The 24,583-nt window shown below is 40.8% G+C and carries 21 protein-coding genes; 8 read left to right on the plus strand and 13 right to left on the minus strand.

Features of this window, described 5'->3' with window-relative positions; genetic code table 11:
- Positions 1–69 precede the first annotated feature (69 nt).
- The 4 genes from KXD93_RS01050 to KXD93_RS01065 all read left to right on the plus strand — a co-directional run bounded on the left by KXD93_RS01050 (position 70) and on the right by KXD93_RS01065 (position 2,651).
- Positions 70–354, plus strand: a complete 285-nt coding sequence (locus KXD93_RS01050; RefSeq protein ID WP_258134999.1) for a hypothetical protein — start codon at positions 70–72, stop codon at positions 352–354.
- Positions 355–385: 31 nt separating this feature from the next.
- Entirely contained in the window at positions 386–931 is a 546-nt protein-coding gene (locus KXD93_RS01055) for a DUF4337 domain-containing protein (protein WP_258135000.1), read from the plus strand.
- 166 nt (positions 932–1,097) lie between these two features.
- Positions 1,098–2,399 (plus strand): DEAD/DEAH box helicase, encoded by a 1,302-nt coding sequence (locus tag KXD93_RS01060; RefSeq protein WP_258135001.1) that lies wholly within the window; start codon positions 1,098–1,100, stop codon positions 2,397–2,399.
- A gap of 21 nt (positions 2,400–2,420) precedes the next feature.
- The gene (locus tag KXD93_RS01065) at positions 2,421–2,651 is read left to right on the plus strand and encodes a DUF1456 family protein (RefSeq protein WP_258135002.1); all 231 of its coding nucleotides are present in this window, start codon (positions 2,421–2,423) and stop codon (positions 2,649–2,651) included.
- Between the two features lie 3 nt (positions 2,652–2,654).
- Here the strand turns inward: KXD93_RS01065 and KXD93_RS01070 are convergent, their stop codons facing one another.
- The 12 genes from KXD93_RS01070 to spt all read right to left on the minus strand — a co-directional run bounded on the left by KXD93_RS01070 (position 2,655) and on the right by spt (position 15,691).
- Positions 2,655–3,212, minus strand: a complete 558-nt coding sequence (locus KXD93_RS01070) for a CAP domain-containing protein (RefSeq protein ID WP_258135003.1) — start codon at positions 3,210–3,212, stop codon at positions 2,655–2,657.
- A gap of 158 nt (positions 3,213–3,370) precedes the next feature.
- Complete coding sequence (locus KXD93_RS01075) at positions 3,371–4,570, minus strand: tetratricopeptide repeat protein (protein WP_258135004.1); 1,200 nt, start codon at positions 4,568–4,570, stop codon at positions 3,371–3,373.
- Positions 4,571–4,885: 315 nt separating this feature from the next.
- Positions 4,886–5,824 carry a phosphatase PAP2 family protein gene (locus tag KXD93_RS01080; RefSeq protein WP_258135005.1) on the minus strand — a complete coding sequence of 313 codons (939 nt, stop codon included), beginning with the start codon at positions 5,822–5,824 and terminating at the stop codon, positions 4,886–4,888.
- A 1-nt stretch (position 5,825) separates the two neighbouring features.
- Positions 5,826–6,446: a sterol desaturase family protein gene (locus KXD93_RS01085; protein ID WP_258135006.1), complete on the minus strand. Its 621-nt coding sequence runs from the start codon at positions 6,444–6,446 to the stop codon at positions 5,826–5,828.
- A gap of 187 nt (positions 6,447–6,633) precedes the next feature.
- Positions 6,634–7,362 carry a CDP-alcohol phosphatidyltransferase family protein gene (locus tag KXD93_RS01090; RefSeq protein ID WP_258135007.1) on the minus strand — a complete coding sequence of 243 codons (729 nt, stop codon included), beginning with the start codon at positions 7,360–7,362 and terminating at the stop codon, positions 6,634–6,636.
- Between the two features lie 2 nt (positions 7,363–7,364).
- Complete coding sequence (locus tag KXD93_RS01095) at positions 7,365–9,926, minus strand: DUF5686 and carboxypeptidase-like regulatory domain-containing protein (protein ID WP_258135008.1); 2,562 nt, start codon at positions 9,924–9,926, stop codon at positions 7,365–7,367.
- Positions 9,927–10,241: 315 nt separating this feature from the next.
- Positions 10,242–10,700, minus strand: coding sequence for a phosphatidylglycerophosphatase A family protein (locus KXD93_RS01100; protein ID WP_258135009.1), 459 nt, complete (start codon positions 10,698–10,700; stop codon positions 10,242–10,244).
- Between the two features lies 1 nt (position 10,701).
- Complete coding sequence (locus KXD93_RS01105; protein WP_258135010.1) at positions 10,702–10,881, minus strand: hypothetical protein; 180 nt, start codon at positions 10,879–10,881, stop codon at positions 10,702–10,704.
- A 33-nt stretch (positions 10,882–10,914) separates the two neighbouring features.
- A complete protein-coding gene (locus KXD93_RS01110) occupies positions 10,915–12,237 on the minus strand; it encodes an inositol-3-phosphate synthase (RefSeq protein ID WP_258135011.1) in 1,323 nt (440 codons plus the stop codon).
- Positions 12,238–12,263: 26 nt separating this feature from the next.
- Complete coding sequence (locus tag KXD93_RS01115) at positions 12,264–13,250, minus strand: NAD-dependent epimerase/dehydratase family protein (RefSeq protein ID WP_258135012.1); 987 nt, start codon at positions 13,248–13,250, stop codon at positions 12,264–12,266.
- Complete coding sequence (locus KXD93_RS01120) at positions 13,247–14,365, minus strand: GNAT family N-acetyltransferase (protein ID WP_258135013.1); 1,119 nt, start codon at positions 14,363–14,365, stop codon at positions 13,247–13,249. Before KXD93_RS01120 ends, KXD93_RS01115 begins: the two co-directional genes overlap by 4 nt.
- Positions 14,366–14,482: 117 nt before the next feature.
- Positions 14,483–15,691, minus strand: a complete 1,209-nt coding sequence (gene spt, locus KXD93_RS01125) for a serine palmitoyltransferase (RefSeq protein ID WP_258135014.1) — start codon at positions 15,689–15,691, stop codon at positions 14,483–14,485.
- A gap of 432 nt (positions 15,692–16,123) precedes the next feature.
- Here spt and KXD93_RS01130 point away from each other — a divergent pair, with 432 nt between their 5' ends.
- From KXD93_RS01130 to KXD93_RS01145, 4 genes are all read left to right on the plus strand, one after another.
- A complete protein-coding gene (locus KXD93_RS01130; protein WP_258135015.1) occupies positions 16,124–17,371 on the plus strand; it encodes a TolC family protein in 1,248 nt (415 codons plus the stop codon).
- Between the two features lie 2 nt (positions 17,372–17,373).
- Positions 17,374–18,510 carry an efflux RND transporter periplasmic adaptor subunit gene (locus KXD93_RS01135; protein WP_258135016.1) on the plus strand — a complete coding sequence of 379 codons (1,137 nt, stop codon included), beginning with the start codon at positions 17,374–17,376 and terminating at the stop codon, positions 18,508–18,510.
- Between the two features lie 59 nt (positions 18,511–18,569).
- Positions 18,570–21,749, plus strand: coding sequence for an efflux RND transporter permease subunit (locus KXD93_RS01140; RefSeq protein WP_258135017.1), 3,180 nt, complete (start codon positions 18,570–18,572; stop codon positions 21,747–21,749).
- A 505-nt stretch (positions 21,750–22,254) separates the two neighbouring features.
- A complete protein-coding gene (locus tag KXD93_RS01145; RefSeq protein WP_258135018.1) occupies positions 22,255–22,833 on the plus strand; it encodes an outer membrane beta-barrel protein in 579 nt (192 codons plus the stop codon).
- A gap of 161 nt (positions 22,834–22,994) precedes the next feature.
- On the opposite strand, the gene KXD93_RS01150 is transcribed toward KXD93_RS01145, so the two are convergent.
- Positions 22,995–24,188 carry a pyridoxal phosphate-dependent aminotransferase gene (locus KXD93_RS01150; RefSeq protein WP_258135019.1) on the minus strand — a complete coding sequence of 398 codons (1,194 nt, stop codon included), beginning with the start codon at positions 24,186–24,188 and terminating at the stop codon, positions 22,995–22,997.
- Between the last annotated feature and the right edge of the window lie 395 nt (positions 24,189–24,583).

Below are 24,583 nucleotides of genomic sequence, written 5' to 3' on the forward strand. Positions count from 1 at the left end.
CATAACATAAATTGATTTGATAAACTCCGGTAAAATAACCGTATTTTAGTAATTATTAGATGATTAGCCATGATAAACCAAACAATTTATGTCCTTGAAACCTCAAATGGACCTGTTCACCTGACCATTACACCTGTAAATTCACTACTGGCCAACGGCGATTTTTATGCAACAGGTGTATTTAAGCTAACAGATGGTGTCGTAGGAATGGGCGAGATAGTTTTTGATGAAAATATGGGCGATTGGACCTATAACGGTATGGATGAATTGACTTATGAGGAGGCCGCTGAAGTAGCTGACTTTATAAAAAAATATAGAGATCCGATCGGTGCCGACCCGGAACAGCTTCAATAGTTGTAACTTTACATCCGTTTAAATACCCCCGATGGAAGAAATAGAAAATTTTTCAGAAAAGATCCACGAGCAAAGTAACGAACATGCACACCACATGCTTTCAGAAGGAAAAGAAAAATGGGTGTTATATGTTGCACTCACCACTGCAGTTTTTGCCGTATTAGCTGCCATAGCCGGTTTAATGGCGGGAGCTCATGCCGACGAGGCAATGATGACGCAAATGCGCGCGTCTGACCAATGGGCATTTTACCAGGCTAAGGGTATTAAGTCGGAGATGTTGATTTCCTCAAATAAAATATTGGTGGCGCTTGGAAAGGCCCCTGTTGCCGAAGATGTTGAAAAGGTTAAGGAGAATAAGGCAGAACAGGCCAAAATTATGGAGGAGGCTAAAGATTTTCAAAAGGAAAGTGATGAACACACTGCCAAGCATTCCACACTTGCGAAGTGTGTCACGTTATTCCAGGTTGCGATTGCTATAGGGGCCATATCTATTATCACAAAGCGTAAAGCTTTATGGCTGGCGAGCATGGGTTTTGCAGTTATCGGGTTAGTATTTTTGATTGGTGGATTTTTGTAAAACGCTTCTTAGTCTTTATCATATACATAAAATATAACTATAGCGATGGGTTTCAAACCCATCGCCATGAAAAAGGCATTTGTTTAGTCTGCATGCGGCATTCTTCGCAGCTTGCTGAAATGCTTACTGCATATGCTCTCCCCTTTATTCCGTATCTTTGCAGCAAATGATAAAACAAGCGCTTGAAAAGCTAAAGATCGCCGAATTAAACAAAATGCAGTATGCTGCGCTTGATGCTGCAAAAAAGGGAGATGTCATCCTGCTTTCGCCAACGGGTTCCGGTAAAACACTGGGGTTCCTGCTTCCGTTATTATCCTTATTAGATCCTAAAATCCCAACCGTCCAGGCGCTGATCATGGTGCCCTCGCGTGAGTTGGCCTTACAGATTGAGCAGGTTTTTAAGGCTATAGGCAGCGGCTTTAAAGTGAATGTATGTTATGGTGGTCACCCCGTTAAAATTGAACGGAACAACCTCTCGCAGCCACCTGCGGTGTTAATTGGTACGCCGGGCCGCATTGGTCATCACCTGCGTCGCGAAAGTTTTACGACTGATACCATCAAAACGTTGATCCTTGATGAATTTGATAAGGCGCTGGAGTTTGGTTTCCAGGAGGATATGACCTATATCATCCGGCAAATGGATCACCTTACAAAAAGAATCCTTACCTCGGCTACTAAAATGGACGAAATTCCCTCATTCACCGGGATCAATAAGCCCACTTTGGTGGACTTTCTTCAAAACACAACAAACGCTCCCGATCTAAAATTAAAGGCTGTCTTGTCACCGGCAGCTGATAAACTCGATACCTTGTTCTCCTTGCTTTGTAAAATAGGGGATAAGGCTACCCTCGTTTTTTGTAACCACAGGGATGCTGTTGAGCGCATCAGCGAGTTGCTCTGGGATAGGGGACTGGTACATGATATATTTCACGGCAAAATGGAGCAGGAGGATAGGGAACGTGCCTTACTGAAATTCAGGAATGGTAGCCACCGATTATTAATAACTACGGATCTTGCCTCACGGGGGCTAGATATCCCAGAGATAGAATATATTGTTCATTACCAGCTGCCGCATAACGAAGAGGCGTTCACACATCGTAATGGACGTACTGCCAGGATGCATGCAAAAGGAACGGCATATTTGATCTTAACTGAAGATGAAAAGCTGAAGTACCTCGACAAAGAACCGGAAATTGAAGTGTTACCAGCTGATCTTCCTGTTCCAAAACCAACGCCATGGGCAACCGTGTATATTGGAGCAGGTAAAAAAGATAAGGTGAACAAGGTTGATATAGTAGGCCTGCTGCTGCAAAAGGGTGAACTTGCGAAGGATGATCTTGGGTTGATAGAAGTGCTGGATTATTCATCTTATGCCGCGGTTAAACGTAACCTTGCAAAGCGCACAGTGGAGCTGCTTAAAGCTGAAAAGATCAAAAACAAAAAGGTTAAAATTGAAATTTCAATATAAGGATTTAAAAAAACAAGAAATATGAGTAATAATGATATCATGAAAAAGCTGCGGGTGGCTATGCATTTCACCGATGATGATATTATAAAGGTATTGGAGCTTGCCAACTTTCGCATCACTAAAACAGAACTTGGTGCAATTTTTCGTAAGGAAGATCATCCTAACTTTAAACCCTGTGGCGACCAGATCCTGCGTAATTTCCTGAATGGATTGATAATTTACAAGCGCGGACCAAAGGAAAAGGCGGAATAGTACTCAATTCCGCTCAATCATTTTATACTTGCCGCTTTTAAGCAGTTTTTGCTGTTCTGCCGAGAATGGTTGACGGCCGCCAAAGTCCTGCACCCAATACGTGTTATATGATGCAACGCCAACTTCCCTGAACTCGCGGTTCATCAGGTTTTTGCAATGTCCCTCGCTTTTAAACCAACCCTTCATTACTTCGTCGATGCTTTGCTGCCCCTGGGCGATGTTTTCGCCGACTGCGAAGCTTTGGTAACCCTTCATGGTGTAACCTGCCGCGGTTATGCGTTTGTCCATTGTGCGGCCATTCTTACTGGTATGGCTGAAATAGTTTTTGTCCGACATGTCTACCGCGTGCCCTATTGCGGCAAACTCAAGCTGATCGTTCCAAACAAGGGGCGGGACGGGAGGCATATAGGTACTGCCACAATTACAACCCTTTTGACGTACCTTATTTATGCTTTCCAAAAACTCGCGCCTGAACTCTTCTTTACTCATGGTTTGCCTGCCAAAGCTGTTTGGGTAAGAAAATATGGAGCATGCTATAAGTAGCGCTAATAATGCCTTCATGTTTATTTTGACAACAGTAATCGCTATAGGTTTAGTATCAGCAGGATGAAATTAAGTTTATCGCCTTGGCCGCCTGATTATTGAACGCCAGTTGCCCCTTTTTCGCTTTAGAAAAATAATGACCGCAATTGAAATTAAAGCAATAGCGACTATCAGCATTATAACGAATCGACTTTTTTGGGAGAGCTGCTTTTGTAAAGCTTCCTGGTATTTGATGAAAGTACTTTTTTTTTGCTTTGAACCGAATCAGTTTTTTTCTTCTCAACAGAGTCCTTTGTGACCAGGGCCGCAATCATTTTTGCTTCCTCGTCTTTCCGGATGCTTTCCTCTACAGAGTCCCGTTTTTTTAACACCGCTTCTTCTTTCTGGTAGTTTTTAAGGCGGCTATACAATAGTCCATAATACCTCAATACTTCTGATTGTAGCTTTGGATTATGGGTAGTTACGGAGATTTGTAACGCTTCATCTAAATCGCGCATAGCCAGGGTGTAATCACTTACTTCGCTTTTGATGGTCGACAGAGTTATTAACGACTTAATTACATTTACATAGTCTTTTTTATCTCTCGACAAGGAGTTCGATTGTAAAATGAACCATTTAGCCTGGCTGAATTTTTTTTGAGCCATGTAAACTTTGGCCAGGTTATCGAACGAAATTCGCAGACCCGTGGTGTCGTTAAAATAAGAATACTGGTGCAGTGCCAACATGGTGTAGCTTAATACCTTACTTTGGTAACTTACCCTTGTCATCTTATTGCTAAGCGTATCATAATCCAGGTATCTTTTGGCTATTTCGGTATAGATGGGTCCTTTAAATAAATTTTGCTCCGGAACTTTTAATTGCAGTTTTAAAGTATCCAGGCTCATAATGGCAAGTTGCTTCACCATGGTGTCCTTTAATGCACGGTATGCCCTAAATTTAATACTATCCAGGTGGGCCATTTTTGCAAGGAAGCGCATACTATCCACAAACTTTGGATCAATATAACTAAGGCTATCCTTATGGTTTGCCATACCCGTCATGTTTAGGCTATCGGCATAATGGGTAATCGCCTGTAAAGCGAAATCATCTTTATGATCAAATGGAACAGAATAATTCAAGTTGCCGGGAAAATGAGAAATTGCAGTCAGGCTGAAGTTGTTTTTTTTACGACCCGAGATCACAAAGTTCACACTATCAATGCGAACCATCGCCGAAACTAATTTTACGCTATCTGAACTGGCGAGTTCTGTTGGCTTGGATGTGGCTTGTTTTGAAGTGTCAGGTGCAGATGCTTTCACGGTATCGGCAGTTTGCGAAAACGCCGATAACCCCAGGCAGACAAATAGAAAAAATAATAGCGTAGTTGTTTTTTTCATAAGCTATCCCAATGCCAGGACTATAAATATACCTATTGTAAGCAAAAAATGTGCCTGTTATTAGCTAACTATTGATAAATAGCCGTTACAGTTTCGTTATGATAAAGTATTTATTGTTATGTGAAATTTTTGATAATTATTAATGGTGGATTTCGCAAGAAAAACATATTAACAGCTGTTAATAAGTGTATTGCGTGAATTTGTTGATAGCAGGTAAATAGCACAGTTTTTTGGTGAGTAGTTGTATGAGCAAAAGCCATATTACATTGACTGACATAAAACTGATGCGATATTCAGGAACGTTAAAAAGCAGGGCTACCTTATTTTTTCTTCATACTTCTCTATGAAGTTTCTAAATGGCGCTACCTTGTTAATCAGTAAGTTGAAAATTGTGATTCCGGTGATGGCCGAGAAGATCCCTGCCAGTACGTCTATGATGTAATGATGGCTCGCATAAACAGCGGTAAACCAAATCCCCAGCATCACTACAACGAAAAACAAGTTGAGCCATTTAAGGCGATTCTTAATCCCATAGTATAAAACGATAACCGGGTATGACGAATGCAAAGAGGGCATCGCAGCAAATACGTTTGATCCTTTGGCATATATCGATTTAAAGATTCCCGCATGAAAAAAGTTGTCAAACTTCACCAAACCGGCAGTGTTTCCGGGGGTATGGGCATGAAATGTAAACCCATTATATTCTACATACCATGGAGGAGCCGCAGGGTATAAATAATACACAACAAAGCCGATGAAATTGACAAGGACAAAGGTTATTGAGAAATATAAAAATTGCTTCCTGTTTTTGAAGAATAAAAATGCAGCAAAAGCCAGCGGAACAGGGATCCAGCACAAGTAAAAGATGCCCGCGGCCACATCTATCCATGTTTTGCCATTTATTCGCCAGTATTCGTTAGCGGTAAGTAGCTTTCCATTAAAGTGAACGCCAAACAAGTGCTTTTCGGTATTGTATAGATCGGCAATGTGAACAGTGTTGTAATTATAGTTTGGAAAGGCCTTCATATAGTCGAAGATCACCCAGTAAACTATAAATATTAAAAAGCCTGTTATGAATTTACGACTGATTGGCGACGCGAAAAATGCGATGTTAAAGATACCCGCCAGGACCAACTGATCGGTTTTAAATCCAACAAGCCAGGCCGAAAATAGCAGGTAAAATATAGTTACCGCAGCAACAATAATTACCGACCGGGTATTTATCCTGATACCATCACCAACAGCATTAGTCATGCTATTTTTTAATAAAATCTGAGCGGAAGATCTTGTCCCAAAGCGGCGAGCTTACACCGTATCCCTTGTCAGGGTCCTGGTAGTGGTGTAGCATGTGGTGCTGTTTTATCTTTTTCCAGATATTGCCTTTGAAATTGAAATGATGTATAGCGTAGTGTGATATATCGTAAAAGAGATATCCTAATATAAAGGCAGGGAAAAAGCCCCAGATGTAGTTTGTTGGCAATATGGCATTAAACAAAAAATAAAAGCCGGTCGCAAGGGGAATACTTACTGATGGCGGCAAAACAAGGCGTTTAGCATCACTCGGATAGTCGTGATGAACTCCATGGAAAATAAAGTGCATGCGTTGCGCCCATGGCTTGTCTGCAGGTTCGTAATGAAATACAAAGCGGTGCATAATATATTCAACAAGCGTCCAAACAAAAAGCCCGAAGACGAATAGTTCAACAAAAAGCAATCCGTTTAACCCGCTTTGGATGTATTTATAGATGCAAAAACCGATAACAGGAACAAAAATATAAAGCGGTACAGTAAAGTGAACCTTAGATAAACTCTCTAAAAGATCACTTTTAAACATTCTCACAGATTCCTGTGAATTGGAAACATATTTCTTTTTCATCGCTGATCAGGGTTAAAAAATGTTTTAAAATTTCTATTCCTGCTATTCAAATTAATTTGTACCCCAATTTTAAGAAAGTTTTGGTGTACTGTAAGTTCTTTTATGTAATTGTTACGAAGATATGATATTTTACGTGCCGGCGCTCAATCAAAATCGAAATTCCTTAATGTTTTGTTAATAAACCAAGCTATTGCTGCTCTTCTAAAAGCGATTTTTTAGCATTAATCAACCTTTTAGCTGCGGTAATATTTGTCAATATTGCCACAACTGCAATAGGGAATGTAAATATCGTCATGGTTTCAAATACATGGAACTTTATGCCCGGGACATACAGCTTATAATCGCCACCAATGTACATCGACGTAATACCGCAAAGCATTGCGCATAATCCAATTGTAACCACACGTTCAGGTCTTTGCATTAAGCCACCTTTAGACTCGATCCCCAAACCCTCGGCGCGGGCTCTTACATAACTTACCATCATAGAACCGATAAGTGCGATAAACGCAAAAATAGAACTCAGGAAGTAATGATGACCAACAAGGTAGTAGCAGATGCCTAAAAACATGATAAGCTCGCTGTACCGATCTAAAACAGAATCGTATAATGCGCCAAACGTAGATTTCATATTGCCCAAACGCGCAACCTGCCCGTCAAGCATATCAAACAAACCTGCAAAAAGTATTAGTCCGCCTGCCCAGCCTACATAGCTAAGGTCACCCCGGTTACCTTCTTCGGCGCCAATGATAAATATCACAGCTACACCTACATTCAGCACGAACCCAATTGAGGTTACCGCATTTGGAGTGAGGCCCAGTTTAATAAATACCTTAACCACCGGGTCAATTACTTTGTAGATACCCAACTGGAGAGAGGTACGTACTGATGTTTGCTGCTCTACTTTAACGTTTTCCATGTTTAAAAATCGAATTTTACCCTCGCACGAACCCCCCACGGTGAAACATCAGGATGATCGAGGTAAGTAAAACGCCTTACCAGGTCAACCCTCACAAATTTAAATATATTTTCGATGCCTACGCTACCTTCCACATAAGGAGTTTTCCCCAGTGCATAAGTAATAGGCTCACCTGCTGCGGTTACCGGAAACTGATATAAAGACGGATGAAGCGATGGGTTATTTTCGCTACTCAATCCCCCGTAAATTGCCTTTAATGAAGCAACTTCGCGCCATTTTAATTTCTTAAGTAATGGCACCTTATTGAAGAAAAATCCCATAAAGTGCTGATCGATATTTATACTCTCGTAATGATCACCCACAAACTCTAAAAAGTTCATTAAGTTATACGAGTAAATATCATAAGCGTAGGTTTGGTTGGCACGGAAGATATCAAGCAGGGGATAAGGTACCTGTCCAAATGTTTTGCCTGCTTCTACAGTAACATCGGCATAACCTAAAATGGAAAGGTAAACACGTTTGTCAATTTCTGCATGCAGGTTCTGATAGCCATAGCCGCTGCCCCAAACATTTTTTAACCCCGCAGTATAATCGAGCGAAAATATCGGGTACTTACCCGGGATAGGAGTACGGTATATTTTACCCTGGTAAAACTGTTCGTGCGGCGCGTACCTAAGACTCAGGCCTACTTCGCTTGTTGTCAGATCTTTTACTGTGTTGGCTGTGTTATCACCTACCGTATTTAAGAAATACAATGAACCGGCTGGGGCTTGTGTTAATCGTTTGAAGCTTAAATGGTAAGAAAAATGACTGGCAAATTCATGTACATAATCAAAATTGTAGTTTCGGTCATATAAGTATTTGTCGTTTTCGCCACGCTTAAACGATAACAAAAAGTTATCCTCCTGAACAAACTGCAAATTGGCGCCCGGGATGTGTGTGTCATATTGTGTGCTTATCCGTATATAATCCTGCGGGAACTTATAGATCGACTTATTATTCAGTGAGTAGGTTGCACTTAAAAAGTATTTAAATCGTTCGTCTTTGAAGCCATAGGCGCCATAAGTTTCAAAGTAATAACGCTTGCTTAATTCGGGCGTTGTACGGCCACCCACGCGCAGCTTAAACCCTTCCACAGGGTTAAAGCTATAGAAGGTATTTGCAGGGCCCAATTCAAAACCACCAAAGCCCTTATAGCCGGCTAACAATAATGTTGCAATATCAAGCGTACGCCTAAACGAAGGCATGTTACGCAAGCTGTCAACGTTTTTATAAACCTTAGACTCTGCCCTGGTAAGTGTGTCCAAACGATTTGTTGCCCAAAACTGGTCATTACGGTGTTTTACTTCGTCCGACTCTTCAAGTTCCTGGTTTTGATAAGTTGTATCGGGATGAGGTACGTTAACGGCGTAGTTACCATATACAATAGTTCTTATACCAAATAAACCGCCCTTTTTATTTTTCGTTAATCCAAAATCAGCCAGCATTGTGCTTTTGCTCAGGTGGAAGCGTCCATCAGGGTTTTGTTCAAACTCCTGGTTCACCTTCATGGAATTAACAAAATTGAGGTTGATGTTTTTATTAATGCCCAATTCAACTTTTTCAACCGCATAATTTCCATCAAGTGTTACGTAAAGCTTTCCAACGAAAAGCATATCAGCTGTATTTCGCGGCGTAAAGCTTAATTCAACAAGCTTTGTATTTTTGTAAGCAATGGTATCAGTAATAAAGAATTTATAAAACGTTGGTGCTGAACCTGCAATTGGGCTCAGGAAGTTATTGGTCATCAGGAAGATAGTATTATCATATATATCTACCTTGTAGTACATGTGTTTGAAATATGCACTTAAGCCTTCGCTATCAACCGATCCGCCGAAATTAACATTCTTATCACCTAATATAGTTGTTTTTTCCTTTTCAGGATTTTTACGATAGTAATATTGGGAAATCTTTTCGTTAAGGAAAATAGGTAACAGGGATTTACCGGGAACAGTAGTGCTGTCGCGGTTGTTTATAACAAACGCGTATTTTCTAAAGAATTTCTTGTCGGCGAGTGTAGGTGACACGTTAGCAAGTGAAAATTGCATTTTGTCATATTCCTTATACTCAACAAAGTCATATCTCTCCGGGCGATTTTTTTCCTTGTTTTCAATAACCTTGCGGATCAGCTCAACAGCCGGGTTGTCTTTGTTGCGATACTTTGGTTTTTTGCCGGACTTTACAACTACCTCATCTAACTGACTTGCAATAGGCACCAGGCGAATGTTTATCACTTGAGTAGCACCTTGTTTAACAGGCAAAAACGCATCCTTGTAACCGACGAAAGAAACCTTGATCTGCTTGACAGCATTATCAGTGCTGATGCTGTATTTACCATCATTATTAGTAGGAGCACCGATGGATGTGCCGGCAAAGGCGACAGTTACAAAAGGTAACGGCTGTTTGTTGCTTGCATCGGTAACTATGCCGCTTACAACTGTTGAAGTTTGCGCAAATAGTAAAGATGTAAAGAGTAAAAAGAAGCTCAATAAAAATAGCTTCCTGTATAAGTAATTATAGTTCATGTAGTTTTTACCATTGTGCGGGCATAATTTTATAGATGTACGTAATTTTAACCTATAAAATATATGTCGGTCATCTTTTTAACACTTTTTAACCAATATTTGCTAACAATAAATACTCCAAATATTGCTTCCGCTTAATAACATTGATTTAAGCACAAACATTTGCCCGAAAAACAAGTTAGGGGACGCTTATTTCGAGCAAATAGTGTTCCTTGTAATTAAAACCAAAGGTAAAAAAAAACCTAACAGACTATTGTGGTCAAAAAGTCAAATATAGGATTTGGATTGCATTGCAATTGTAACATTACAATTGCATTAGAATACTTTTAGCCAAACTGCAGCTGCCAGGAGGATATTGGTATAGACGCCGGAAAGTACATCATCCATCATGATACCCCATCCCGCAGGAAGGAGTTCCATCTTTTTGATAAAGAGTGGTTTAACAATATCAAAAAAACGAAAAAGCACAAGGCCGGTTATTACATATTTAAGTTCAACCGGAATAAATAGCAGCCCTATACACATACCGGCCACTTCGTCAATCACAACGCGGCTGGGATCTTTGCCCCAAATTTTTTCAACTACACCAGACGACCATACACCGACCCCAGTAATGATAACGGTGATAATCACGGAAAGTAACAGGGGAGGAGGTAAGGTGCCATGCCAAGCTAAATACCAGCAAATGCAACAAAACACAGCAGCCACAGTGCCGCCGCCCTTGCCTATGTAGCCGATACCAAGGCTTGTGGAAAATAGTTTGTGGAATTGCATTTTAGTTGTAAGGGTTGTAGAAGTTGTAAGAGTTGTAGTGGTTGCAATTGTTATAAAGGTTGTGGTAAGTTGTTGTTTTAATATCCGCAGAGGATAGTTCGTTTTTAACATTTACAACATCTACAACCCTTTCAACCTCCCAAAAGTAAGGGTCATAAATATTAAAATCAAATTTCAACATTTACAACCCTTACAACTTTTATAACATTTTCAACTATAACACATCAACCAACTCCTGGTAGTAATCCAATCCCAGGTGTGTGATCAAATCTTCGCCCATTAAGTGGCGCAGAGTGTTTTGTAGTTTTATTAATTGTTTGAAAATATCATTTTCTGGTGGCAAACCTTCTGCTGTTTGCGGTGATTTCAAGTAGAATGATAACCATTCCTGGATGCCGCTCATGCCTGATCTTTTTGCAAGGTCACTGAATAAAGCTAAGTCCAAAGCGATTGGAGCTGCCAGGATCGAATCGCGGCAAAGGAAGTTGATCTTGATCTGCATTTTGTAGCCTAACCAGCCAAAAATATCAATGTTGTCCCAGCTTTCCTTATTGTCGCCATGCGGCGGGTAGTAATCTATACGGATTTTGTGGTACAAGTCGCCATATAATTCAGGATTATCTTCAGGACGCAAAATGTCTTCTAATACGCCAAGTTTTGAAACTTCCTTTGTTTTAAAGTTATCCGGATCATCCAATACTAAACCATCGCGGTTACCCAGGATGTTGGTAGAGAACCAGCCTCTTACACCCAGTGAACGTGCAGCAAGGCCCGGAGCCAAAATGGTCTTCATTAAAGTTTGACCAGTTTTGAAGTCTTTACCTGCAATCGGGGTTTCAGTTAATTTTGCAAGCTCGATCATCGCAGGGATATCAACAGTTAAGTTTGGAGCACCGTTTGCAAACGGAATACCCATCTTTAAAGCTGCATAAGCGTAGATCATACTTGGCGAAATACTTTTGTCATCATCCAGCAAAGCCTGCTCAAAAGCAGCAAGTGTTTGATGGATCTCTGTAGCCTCGTAGTATATTTCAGTTGATCCGCACCAGATTAGAACTATACGGTCGCAACCGTTTTTTTCTTTAAAGGTGGTAATGTCATTCATTACTTCCTGCGCCATTTCATAACGGGTACCGGTTTTAACGTGAGTACCAATTAAATTTTTAGCGTAGTTTTTATCAAATGCCGCTTTCATCGGCACAACAACTTCTAACTCAGCTTTCACCTGGTTTAACAGACCTGCGTCAAGAACCTTTGCGTTTGTAGCAGCTTCATAAACGTTGTCAGAATATACATCCCATCCACCGAATACGATATCCTGCAGTTTAGCCAGAGGCACAAAGTCTTTTACTTTTGGATAACGGTTTTCGGTCCTTTTTCCTAAACGTATGCTTCCCATTTGGGTAAGAGAGCCAATAGGTTGAGAAATTCCTTTTTTTACGGCCTCAACACCGGCAATCATTGTAGTAGCCACGGCTCCTAACCCCGGAATTAAAATACCTAATTTACCATTCGCTGGCGTAATATTAGTTTTCATATTTAATTATTATAGTGTATTTATTCTTACAGCCATTTATTGGCTTTGTACCATTTTAATGTTTCGTTCACTCCGGCCTTTAAATCATAAACCGGGTCAAAACCTAAATCAACCTTTGCCGGGGTAATATCGCAATTCCAGTTGATCGCCATCAGTTCGTTCAGCTTTTCCACATTCAACACGGCGGCTTGGTTGCGCAAAGAACTAATTTTTTCGGCTATGTTAGCTATTAATTTTACAAAGTTTACAGGCAAATGAATTTTAAAGGTTTTTAACTTCAGCACTTGCTTTGTAATATTACCTAACTCATAACGACTGTAAAAATTGCCGTCGCTTAAATTGTATGCTAATTTGTTACCTACGTAAAGCGCTTTAATAGCGACTTTTGCCAAATCGGTTACATATATTAAGCTTAAATTTTGTTCAATATTGCCTATATAAGGTTCAAACCGTTTGCTTACCTGCTTAAAAAAGATAAAAATGTCCTTGTCACGCGGGCCATATACACCCGTCGGTCTCAATATGGTATAGTTTAGTCCGTCGATGCTTTTTAACTTTTCTTCGGCAAGCAATTTACTCCTGCCATAAGCAGTAACCGGGTTAGGGGTAGTGTTCCCGGTAATTATTCCATTCAAATCATTAAGCGGTCCAATTGCCGCCAGGCTGCTTACCAGCACAAATTTTTTTAAGCTGATATTACTTTCAACCGCCGCCAATGCAAGGTTGTAAGTGTAGTCGGCATTTATAGTATTATATTCTTCAACTGATCTTGCCCTTGTAACACCTGCGGCGTGGATGACATAATCGTATTTATTTTCGATCATATTTTCCTTTAGCGCCTGCAGGCTGGTAAAATCAGGATAGGTATAATTAATATCCAGGCCTTTTAAGTGATCAATTTTGCTGCTTTTGCGAACGGCAGCAAAAACTTCCAGGTTGTTTTTTAGCGCTTCTTCAATAAGGTGGTAACCAACAAATCCGCTTGCGCCGGTTATTAAAACCCGTTGCTTCATATGTCCTTTTCGTATATTCGGTATGTTTTATAAGGATCACCCTTAATGGCTTTTATCGCCTCGTTTATCAATACGTTGTTTTCAAGCGTCCAGCCCGCTTCAGCGTGCAGCAGCCCTTTGCGTTTGTAAGCGGCTATGATGGATCCATATAAACAAGCCTCAATGCCCATTTTACGGTAGCCGTCAACAACACCTAAGGCGTAAATTCGAATGCTTTTGATATTCTTTTTGCCTAATAACAGTTTGAAGATACCGGTCGGTAATAAACGCCCTTTTTTTATTTTTTGGAAGATCTCGTTATAATTCGGTAGCGCTAAGCCAAAACCTACAATTTTATTGTCCTGCTCAGCAACCCAAACAAAATCCTCATCAAGGATCATTTTCAAATCCTTTGCCAGGTAGTCAAATTCCTCATCGGTAAATGGTACGAATCCTGTGTTTTGATCCCACGCAGAGTTGTAAACCTCGCGAACCTTGGCAACCTCGTTCTTGAAATCCTTAAGGTTAACTTTACGGATAACGATGTTGTTACGCTTAAGCCTTTCCTGCAGGGCGCCTAACAAACGAATTGATTTATCGTCATATCCATCACCATCCCAATGCCAGGCTATAAGATCTATTTGCTTTTCGAATTTTGCATTTTCAATCAAGTCGATGTAGTAGGGATAATTATAGGTCATCATCAACATCGGCGGGCTGTCGAAACCTTTAATTAACAAGCCAGATGCCTCATTAGTCGAAAAGTTTACCGGGCCGATAAATTTTTGATCCACACCTTTTGCCTTGAGCCAATTGGTGGCCGTTTCAAAAAGCAGGTTTGCGGTTTCCTGGTCATTTATGCAATCAAAAAAGCCCCAAAAGCCATCGTTGCGTTTGTTGTACTCGTTGTGGCTATTATTAAGGATTGCAGCTATACGGCCCACTATCTTGTCGTCATCATAAGCTAAAAAAGCCTGGAGCGTATTGTGTTTATGAAAGGGATGGATGGTCAACAGATCCCGTTGCGCAATAAATAATTCCGGAACATAGTTGGGATCGTCCTTATAAAGATCGTGGGGAAAATCAATAAATTTTCCAAGTTCTTTTTTCGATTCAACCTGTACTATTTTTTTCATCGGGATGAGTAGTTCTAATACTATATATTTAAAACGTAAACAAGCATCGCGGATAGTTTGTCTACCTGCGATGCTTGTTTTGTTACGTTAAATTATTGCTGTTCGGCACGGGCCGGTTTATATTTTTTCCTTAATTGACGATACCACGCCAACTTCCTTAAAAGCCTTCGCTATCTTTTCAACAGCTTCGTCAATTTGTTCGAAGGTATGTGTCGCCATCAATGAGAAACGAAGTAATGATGAATCAGATGGTACAGCAGGTGAAACAACAGGGTTCACAAATATGCCGGTATCCTGCAGGTGTCTTGTGACCTGGAAAGTTTTCATGTTGTCTCTCACATAAATAGGCAATATCGGGCTTTCTGTAGGGCCAAGGTCGAATCCTTCTTCCAACAATAGCTTCATGGCATAATTAGTATTATCCCAAAGTTTTTGAATGCGCTCAGGTTCAGATTCGATAATATCTAGTGCTGCTATTACGCTGGCAACAGATGCCGGCGGCATACTTGCACTGAACATTAATGCACGTGCACGGTGCTTAAGGTAATCAATTGTATCAGCATCCGCAGCAATAAAGCCACCCAGTGAGGCAAGTGATTTACTGAATGTACCCATAATCAGGTCTACATCGTCGGTAAGGCCAAAGTGTGAGGCTGTACCAGCGCCATTGTGACCAATTACACCCAAACTGTGGGCATCATCAACCATGATATTTGCGCCAAACTGGTCTGCAATTTTTACAATCTCAGGAAGTTTAACTATATCTCCTTCCATGCTAAAGATCCCGTCAACCGCAATCAGCTTCACAGCTTCTTCCGGTAGCATGCTCAACTTGCGCTGAAGATCATCCATATCGTTATGCGAATATTTAATAACTTTTGAGAACGACAGGCGGCTTCCGTCAATTAACGAAGCGTGGTCATACTCATCTAAAATTAAATAATCATTGCGTCCTGTAATGCTCGAAAGCACACCCAGGTTAACCTGGAAGCCGGTGCTGAATAATACAGCAGCTTCCTTATGAACATATTTGGCAAGCCTTTGCTCTAATTCAATATGTATATCAAGTGTTCCGTTTAAAAACCTCGATCCTGCACAGCCCGTTCCGTATTTATCAATTGCCTTTTTTGATGCTTCCTTAATTTTAGGATGGCTTGTTAATCCTAAATATGAATTGGAACCAAACATTAATACACGTTTGCCATCTATAAATACTTCTGTATCCTGACCAGACTCAATAGGTCTGAAATAAGGATATAGGCCCATTTCCCGGATTAGGTTGGCATCCTGGAACTGTGCAATCTTCTCATGTAGTCTTTTAACCATGTATTAACCCTGCTTAAATTTTTTGTAAAAATACCATGAATTAGGTTATTTCTCGTATTTAGTGTGTAATTTTTTTAATTACGTCAAAAGCATATGCGTTCTGAATCGGCAAATTAATTAAATTTTTTAGTTATTTAGTGTCTCTATTTTTCATTTTTTTATAAAAACTTTAAAAACGCCGTGTAATTGTGGGTTTTATGACATTATAGCGTAAAAATTTTGTTGCCTGTTTAAAACGCGGTATAAATGTAACCATATTAGCATATCCTTATGAAAAATAAAAAATACCGGCAACCTTTGTCAATAAATTTTGTTAACAACAGGACGACGCATCACAATATGAAAAAACCCCTCTACTTATTTATATTTAGCCTAACATTATTTGTGCCAGTTTTTAGTTTTGCTCAAGCTAACACAGATACCGTAATAACCTTGAAACAATGCGTTCTGTTTGCATTGCATAACCAGCCCGCAGTACGCCAGGCCGCTATTGACGAGCAAATAAACGAACGGGATATTAAAATTGGCCTTTCCGCCTGGTTGCCCCAGGTAAATGGTTCGGGCGAGTACCAGCATTATTTTAAGGGCTCACCCGCAGCAAGCAACTCTACCACCACTACAACAACAACAACTTCCGGCGTAAGAAATGATGAATTCTCGACGCTGGGATTACAAGCCAGCCAGGTTATTTATAACAGTGATGTATTGCAGGCAGCTAAGGCAGCTAAATATTCACGGCAATATTATAAAGAGAATATTTTAAGCAGCCAGATAAATGTAGTGTCGGATGTGAGCAAGGCCTTTTTTGATGTGTTGCTGTCGCAAAAACAACTTGAAATTTTAAATGAGGACATTGCCAGGCTGCAACGCAGCTTAAAGGATGCTTATAACAGGTACCAGGCCGGTGTTTCAGATAAAATAGATTATAAACAGGCAACCATCTCCCTGAATAATTCATTGGCAAGCCGCAAACAAACAGCCGAAGCTATTAATAGCAAGGAGGCATATCTGAAGCAAATAATGGGCATCTCGGCAGGGCATAATTTAATTCTATCATACGATTCAACCCGGTATGAACAGGAGGCAACTATCGATACCAACCAAAGACTCGACGTAAATAACCGCATTGAGTACCGATTGCTGCAATCAAGTAAAAACCTCGAAATTGTGAATGTGGCCTATTATAAATACGGTTTTTTGCCATCGTTATCTGCAGTTGGAAGTTATAACTGGATTTATTTAAGCGATAAGTTCAGCAACCTTTATAATAACTCGTATCCTAATGCTTACGCGGGCCTGTCATTATCAATACCTATTTTCCAGGGGACTAAACGTCTTCAAAATTTAGCAAAGGCGCGTTTACAGGTGAACCGTACTGATCTTGACCTCGAAAATTCGGCAAACACTATTAACACAGAATATGTGCAGGCGCTTGCCGGTTATAAAAGCAATTACACCAGTTGGGTATTGGTAAGGCAAAACGTTGACCTTGCAAAGGATGTTTATAAAGTAGTTAGCCTGCAATACCGGGAGGGAATAAAAACTTACCTCGACGTAATTGTGGCGCAATCAGACCTGCGCACTGCTGAACTAAATTATTATAATGCATTGTTCCAACTGCTATCAAGCAAAATTGACCTGGAGAAATCACTTGGCACCTTATCCCCTCAACTAAATTAAATATGAAAACAAGAGATATACTATTAACAGGAACGGTTTGTATGTTGTTATGGTCAGCATGTCACACTAAGGACAAGGCAGCGCTGAATGCCGCACCGCCGCCAACTCCCGTAAATGTTACCGAAGCCAAAAAAGCCGAAGCTGTTTATTACGATACCTACCAGGGCACAGTGGTTGCTCTTAATACTGTAGAATTAAGAAGCCAGGTTACCGGCTTTATAACCGGCATTTTTTTTAACGAAGGTGAAATAGTTACCAAGGGTAAGCCCTTATATGAGATAGACCGCCGCAAGTTTCTCGATGCCTATGAACAGGCATTGGCTAACTTGTCAAGCGCACAGGCGAATCTTGTAAAATCACAAAAGGATATTGACAGGTATAACATGCTTTTGAAAAACGATGCTGTTGCCCGCCAGACTGTGGACCAGGCTGAAGCTACTTACGCAAGCAGCCAAAGCCAGGTAGCCGTAGCCAAAGCTGCTGTGGCATCAGCAAAAACCGATCTTTCATACGCCACAATAGTAGCGCCGTTTACCGGTCGAATAGGTATTTCGCAGGTTAAACTGGGGGCACAAGTTTCGCCCGGAACTACTTTACTGAATACAATATCAAGCGAACACCCAATTGCGGTGGATGTTGTAATTAACGAGCAGGATATTAACCGTTTCTATGGGCTTCAAAAAAAGAGCACCGATTCAACATTCAAGCTGCAACTGTCTGGTGGGATCACCTACAACCAGGCCGGTAAAGTGCGTGCAATTGATCGCGGTGTAAATAACCAAACCGGTACTATTAAGGTAAGGATTGAATTTCCTAACCAGAACGATGTACTGAAGGATGGGATGAGCTGCGTATTAAATGTATTGAACAGTGAATCGGGCAACAGGCTTCAAATTCCCTACAAATCCGTATCTGAAAATATGGGTGAGTTTTTTGTGTTTGTTACAAAGGATACAATTGCCTTGCAGCGTAAAGTAAAATTAGGCCCGCATATAGGAACTGATATTGTGGTATTGTCGGGCATTGAGCCAGGCGACAAAGTAATAACAGACGGATTTCAACGCTTGCGCGATAGTGGTAAAATTACGTTGGGAATACCTGTGCAACCGGGAGCTGTCGGAAAAAAAGCCAAGCAATAGGCTTATTGCATTAGGAACGGTACAGAAGAATAAATTATTTCTTTTCTAAACACAAACGAATGATCGCAGATACTTTTATAAAACGACCGGTTACAGCAATAGTTATTTCGATAGTAATTGTGGTAGTTGGTATTTTATCCATAAATAGCCTGGCGATAGGCCAGTATCCTGAAATTACCCCGCCAACTGTACAGATTACAGGTACTTATAGTGGAGCAGATGCATTAACGGTGGAACAAACTGTTGCTACACCAATTGAAGTTCAGGTTAACGGTACCCCAGGGATGACTTACCTGCAAAGTAACAGTACCAGCAATGGACAGATGACCATGACGGCCAACTTTGAAGTAGGTACCGATATCAACATAGCTGCCCTTGATGTGCAGAACCGCGTTGGTATTGCAACTCCAACCTTGCCGCAGGACGTACAGCGCCTGGGTTTAACGGTACGTAAACGTAATCCGAGCATATTGATGCTGGTAGCCATGTTTGCCCCGAAGGGGACGCATGATGTTACGTTTATGGATAATTACACCAATATTTTTATAAAGGATGCGCTCCTGCGTACCAAAGGTGTGGGTGACGTTTTTACCCGTGCCGATGATTTTAGTATGCGAATCTGGCTAAAACCGGATAAGCTTGCGGCCCTTGGGATGACAGCTGCTGACGTAACCAACGCATTAAACGAACAGAACGCCCAGGTTGCTGCCGGTACGGTAGGATCAACTCCGCAGGAAAAAGCACAATCTTTTGAATATACGGTATTAGTAAAGGGCCGCTTATCAAAGCCAGAGGAATTTGCTAATGTTATTGTAAAGACAATTCCAAGCACGGGGGCGATTGTTCATTTAAAAGATGTTGCGCGTGTTGAGTTGGGTAAGTTTAACTATGCGGGTAATTCGTTTGTTGACGGTAAAAGAGCTTCATACCTGTTAATATACCAGGCACCTAACAGTAACGCCATTGAAACAGCGGATGCTGTTTATGCCACGATGAACGAACTAAAAAAAGCGTTTCCATCAGATGTGGATTATGTGGTGCCGTTTGAATCTATCACCGTGGTAAAGGTATCATTGCACGAGGTGGTTGAAACATTGATAATTGCATTGCTACTGGTAATAGTGGTGGTGTTTTTGTTTTTGCAAAGCTGGCGTACAACGCTTATTCCGGTACTGGCGATTCCTGTGTCAATTATCGGGACGTTTATATTCTTTATCCCGCTGCATTTTACTATTAATACGTTAACCCTGTTTGGATTCGTGCTGGCTATTGGTATTGTGGTTGATGACGCCATTGTAGTGGTTGAATCGGTGCAGCATTATATGGATGAAAAGGGCATGTCGCCCCAGGAGGCAACGGTACATGCCATGCGCGATATTTCGGCACCCGTTATAGCTATTGCGTTGATATTGGCGGCTGTATTTGTTCCGGTAGGGTTTATACCTGGTATTGTAGGGCGACTATACCAGCAGTTCGCGATAACCATTGCAATTTCTGTATTGATCTCTGCATTTGTGGCCTTGTCTTTAACACCTGCGTTATGTACGCTCATTTTACGCCCGCATAAAATTGACGATAAATCAAGAGGACTAAATAAATTCTTCTTTAAGTTTAATCAATGGTTTGATCGCTGGACCGGCAGGTACAGAAACGGGGTTGATAAAAGTATCAAGCACTCAAAATTTGTGATTATTATTTTGGTGTGTATAGTGGCAGGCACCATCTTGTTATTTAAAGGTAAGCCAAGCGGGTTTATTCCGCTGGAAGATGACGGCCGAATTTATGTCACCTACGATCTCCCCGAAGCATCATCAACGCAAAGAACAGTAGCTGTTTTACACGAAATGATGGATTCCATCAGCCGAGTTCCCGGCATCCTGCATTACGCAGCACTTGGTGGTTTAAATGCGGTGAGCTTTGCCAGTAAGTCAAACAGCGCCACCATATTCGTTCAGCTTAAACCATGGGACGAACGAAAAACAGCTCAAACGCAGATAGGAGCAATTATAGCTAACCTGCAAAAAAGCTTGTCGAAGTTTAAGGAAGCCAACGTTGTGGCTATTCAGCCGCCCGCAATTCCTGGTTTGGGAAGCACGGGCGGATTCTCCTTTATATTAGAGGAAAAAGAAGCCGGCGGAGATATTAAGAACTTTGAAAAGGTGCTTAAAACACTTACGGCAGCTATCAACAAGCGGCCGGAAATTGGCAGAGCATTTTCTTTCTTTACAGCAAGCACGCCTGCTTACCAGCTCACTATTGATCGTGAAAAGGCCAAACGTTTGGGTGTAGCCATAAGTGATATCAACAACGCACTGCAAACCTACATGGGAAGTATTTTTATTAACGACTTTACTATTTACGGTCGAAATTTCCACGTATTGGCACAGGCGGATACCAATTATCGTACAAATATTGATAACATAGGCCAATACTTCGTACGCAACCAGGCGGGGGGGATGGTGCCGTTGAGTACGCTTACATCCTACAAGGTAATTGAGAACGCGCCATTGATATCGCATTATAACTTATTCAGATCTGCGGAAATTGATGGTAGCCCTAAGGATGGGTATAGTAGCGGCGATGCCTTAACAGCGTTGAAACAAGTGGCCGACAGTACCTTACCGCAGGGCTATGGATATGAGTTTTCGGGGCTAAGTCGTGAAGAATTGTTATCAGGTTCTAAAACCATCTACATTTTTATGCTTTCTATTGGCTTTGTATTCCTGTTCCTTGCAGCATTATATGAAAGTTGGTCGGTTCCGTTTTCGGTGTTGCTGGCGGTACCTCTGGGTGCGTTTGGGGCGATTTTGTTTTTATCCCTTAATCCATCACTTACTAATAACGTATATGCCCAGATCGGTTTAATTACATTGATAGGACTGGCAGCTAAGAATGCCATTTTGATTGTAGAATTTGCCAAGGAGCGTGTTGACCGCGGTATGGAACTTGAAAAGGCTACATTGGATGCAGTTCGCTTGCGCTTACGACCAATCCTGATGACATCGCTGGCATTCATCTTCGGCGTACTTCCGCTCGTTTTTGCATCCGGGGCGGGAGCCCAGGCCCGAAAGACAATCGGGATGACTGTGTTCGGAGGGATGCTTACTGCTACCTCATTTGCGATTTTTATAGTACCGGTTTTGTTTTATATCATAACCAAGTTTGCCTACGGTAAGGAAAAGCTTGCTGAACTGGAGAAAAACTATAAACCAGACCCCGAAGTGGATCCTCAATCGTAAAAAAGTAAATACTAAAGTAATAGAGAGCTTTTCATCCTACGCTTCGGCTTAGAGTGAAAAGCTTTTTTTATTGCCGAAATGGCAACTAATCTCTAATCTCCAGCCTCTAATCTCTAACCCCGGCTTAGCATGAAAAGCTTTTTTATTGCGGAATGGCAACTAATCACTAATCTCTGGCCTCTAATCTCTAACCCCCAATCGTTCGTTACACCGTACAATTTTGACCTTTTTACCCTGCAATTTTATCGTTAAAATTAAATTTATAAACTGAAGTGACTTGCCTTAGTGCCAGGTTGCAGTCAATAAGTTGTTAACATACCTTCCTAACTATTAAAGTTAAAAAGTCAACTGATTATCAGTAAGTAAGGAGTTAACAATTGTTAATAAAGTATGTTGATTATGAATTTTGAGACTTGTTTTACATAAAACCGACATAGATATTGGCACGGTGGCAAAGTATTTGTTTAGCGGGTGTGTATAGAATTATCTATTATTTCACACTTAAATGAAAAACACAACAATGAAAAATTTAACAAAACTTTTAGCTTCCGCACTATTTGCAGTAGCTATATTATTCGGAACAAATGTTAAAGCCCAAACAATCACCCCTAACAAATTCCGTTTCGGACTGGGTGTTGAAGGTGGTATAGTAACAGGCGATGCGCATGACTTTTCCAATTTGGAACTAGGCGGTACTGCAAGAGTACAATACGGACTTACGCCAACTGTTGCATTGACTTTAACATCAGGTTATTATAATTTCTTTGGTAAAACCGTTCCCGGATTGAATGAAAAATATCAATCATTGGGCATGGTGCCAATTAAAGCTGGTGTTAAATACTTCTTCACTCAAAATTTATATTTAGCAGGTGAAGCGGGTGTTGGTATCGAAACCAAGACTTTTGCTTACCAAGGAGAACCTGATAATTTAGATTCACAAACGAACACTAAACTTTTATTAACTCCGGGTATTGGTTATGCAAATAAACACTGGGATGTTGGTGTACGTTACGAAAACTATTCAGGACAAGACGTTAACTATGGTATAGTTGGCTTACGTGTGGCTTATGGCTTTGGCTTGTAAGTTAGAGCTTAGTTAATTTGAGATTAGAGATTAGCTGATCTCCGAGATTAGTTAACCAGATATTAATAACAATAAAAAGGAAAGCCTTCGCAAATTTGCGAAGGCTTTCTTTTTATTTAAGAGCGAAGTTACCTAATCTCTAATTAACAAGTCTCTAATCCCTAAGACAACTTTCCTAAAGCTTCTTTTATCCTTCTTACCGCCTCGATCAATTTATCTTCGGCAGCAGCGTAGCTAATGCGGATCGATTTTTTATCGCCGAATGAATCACCACCTACAGTAGCAACGTGGCCTTCTTCTAAAAGGTAGATTGCAAGCTCATCGGCATCATTGATGGTTTTGCCGTTATAGCTTTTGCCGAAGAATGAAGTAACATCAGGGAAGAAGTAAAATGCGCCTTCGGGTAAGTTTACCTTTACGCCATCAATCTCTTTCAATAAGCCATAAACCAGGTCACGGCGTTTTTTAAAGGCCGCACGCATTTCTAAAACGCTTTCCAGTCCGCCTTCATAAGCTGCAACACCCGCACGCTGTGTAATTGAACAAGTACCAGAAGTTATCTGGCCCTGCATTTTATCACAAGCATTTGCAATCTCGATGTTCGAAGCAGTATAGCCAATTCTCCAGCCAGTCATGGCAAACGCCTTCGACCAGCCGTTTATAATGATCACACGGTCTTTTATATAATCGAACTGTGCAATTGATTCGTGTTTGTCAACAAAGTTGATGTGCTCATAAATCTCGTCAGAAAGAATATAGATCTCAGGATTTTTTTCAAACACCTTAGCAAGTCCTTCCAGTTCGCTTTTGCTGTAAACGCTGCCGGTAGGGTTACATGGCGACGAGAACATGAATAATTTTGTCTTAGGAGTGATGGCTGCTTCCAGCTGTTCAGGAGTGATCTTGAAATCCTGCTCAACTGGAGCTTCAATAAATACACTTACACCTTCAGCAAGCTTAACAACTTCGCTGTACGATACCCAATAAGGGGTAGGGATAATAACTTCATCACCCGGGTTAACCAGGCATAAAACCGCATTGGCAATAGCTTGTTTAGCACCGGTCGAAACAACTATCTGGCTGAAATCATAATCCAGGCCATTCTCGTTCTTTAACTTGGCTGATACCGCCTTACGAAGATCAGGATAGCCCGATACCGGAGTATAATAGGTAAGGTTTTTATCCATGGCCTGCTTGGCAGCTTCCTTTATGTGCTCAGGGGTATGAAAATCCGGTTCGCCAAAGCTAAGGCTGATCACATCTACACCCTTCGCGGCAAGTTCGCGGCCCATTTTGGCCATCTTGATAGTCGCTGATTCCGACAGGTTATTGATCCTGTTACTTAATGTACTCATATTGTTTTTAATTATTGCGCGGCAAATATAGAAAAAGTCCTAAGTTCGAAGTAATTAGTCTTCAATCAATAACAATACATCCACTGAAAAACGCTACTATTCAGCGCTGAATTTTGCAAAAGATTTAATATTAAAGCCGATTTTTAATTTTTATAATTAAAATCTAAATCTGCTTGGTTGGTACGTTACGAAACTGTTAAATCTTTATGTAATTTAAATGAAATGTAGAGACGCAATATTTTGCGTCTCTTGCGCGAAAGGTATCCCAGGTTTCCAGGGAGAACACAGTCAACAGAATTGGATGGCGATGATCTTTTAAGCGGGAGACGCAATATTTTGCGTCTCTACAAAAAATTGAAACCATTATAGCTCAATTGCTTCCTTTCTTTTAACCA

The sequence above is a fragment of the Mucilaginibacter phenanthrenivorans genome, from assembly GCF_024721155.1.
Taxonomy (GTDB): domain Bacteria; phylum Bacteroidota; class Bacteroidia; order Sphingobacteriales; family Sphingobacteriaceae; genus Mucilaginibacter; species Mucilaginibacter phenanthrenivorans.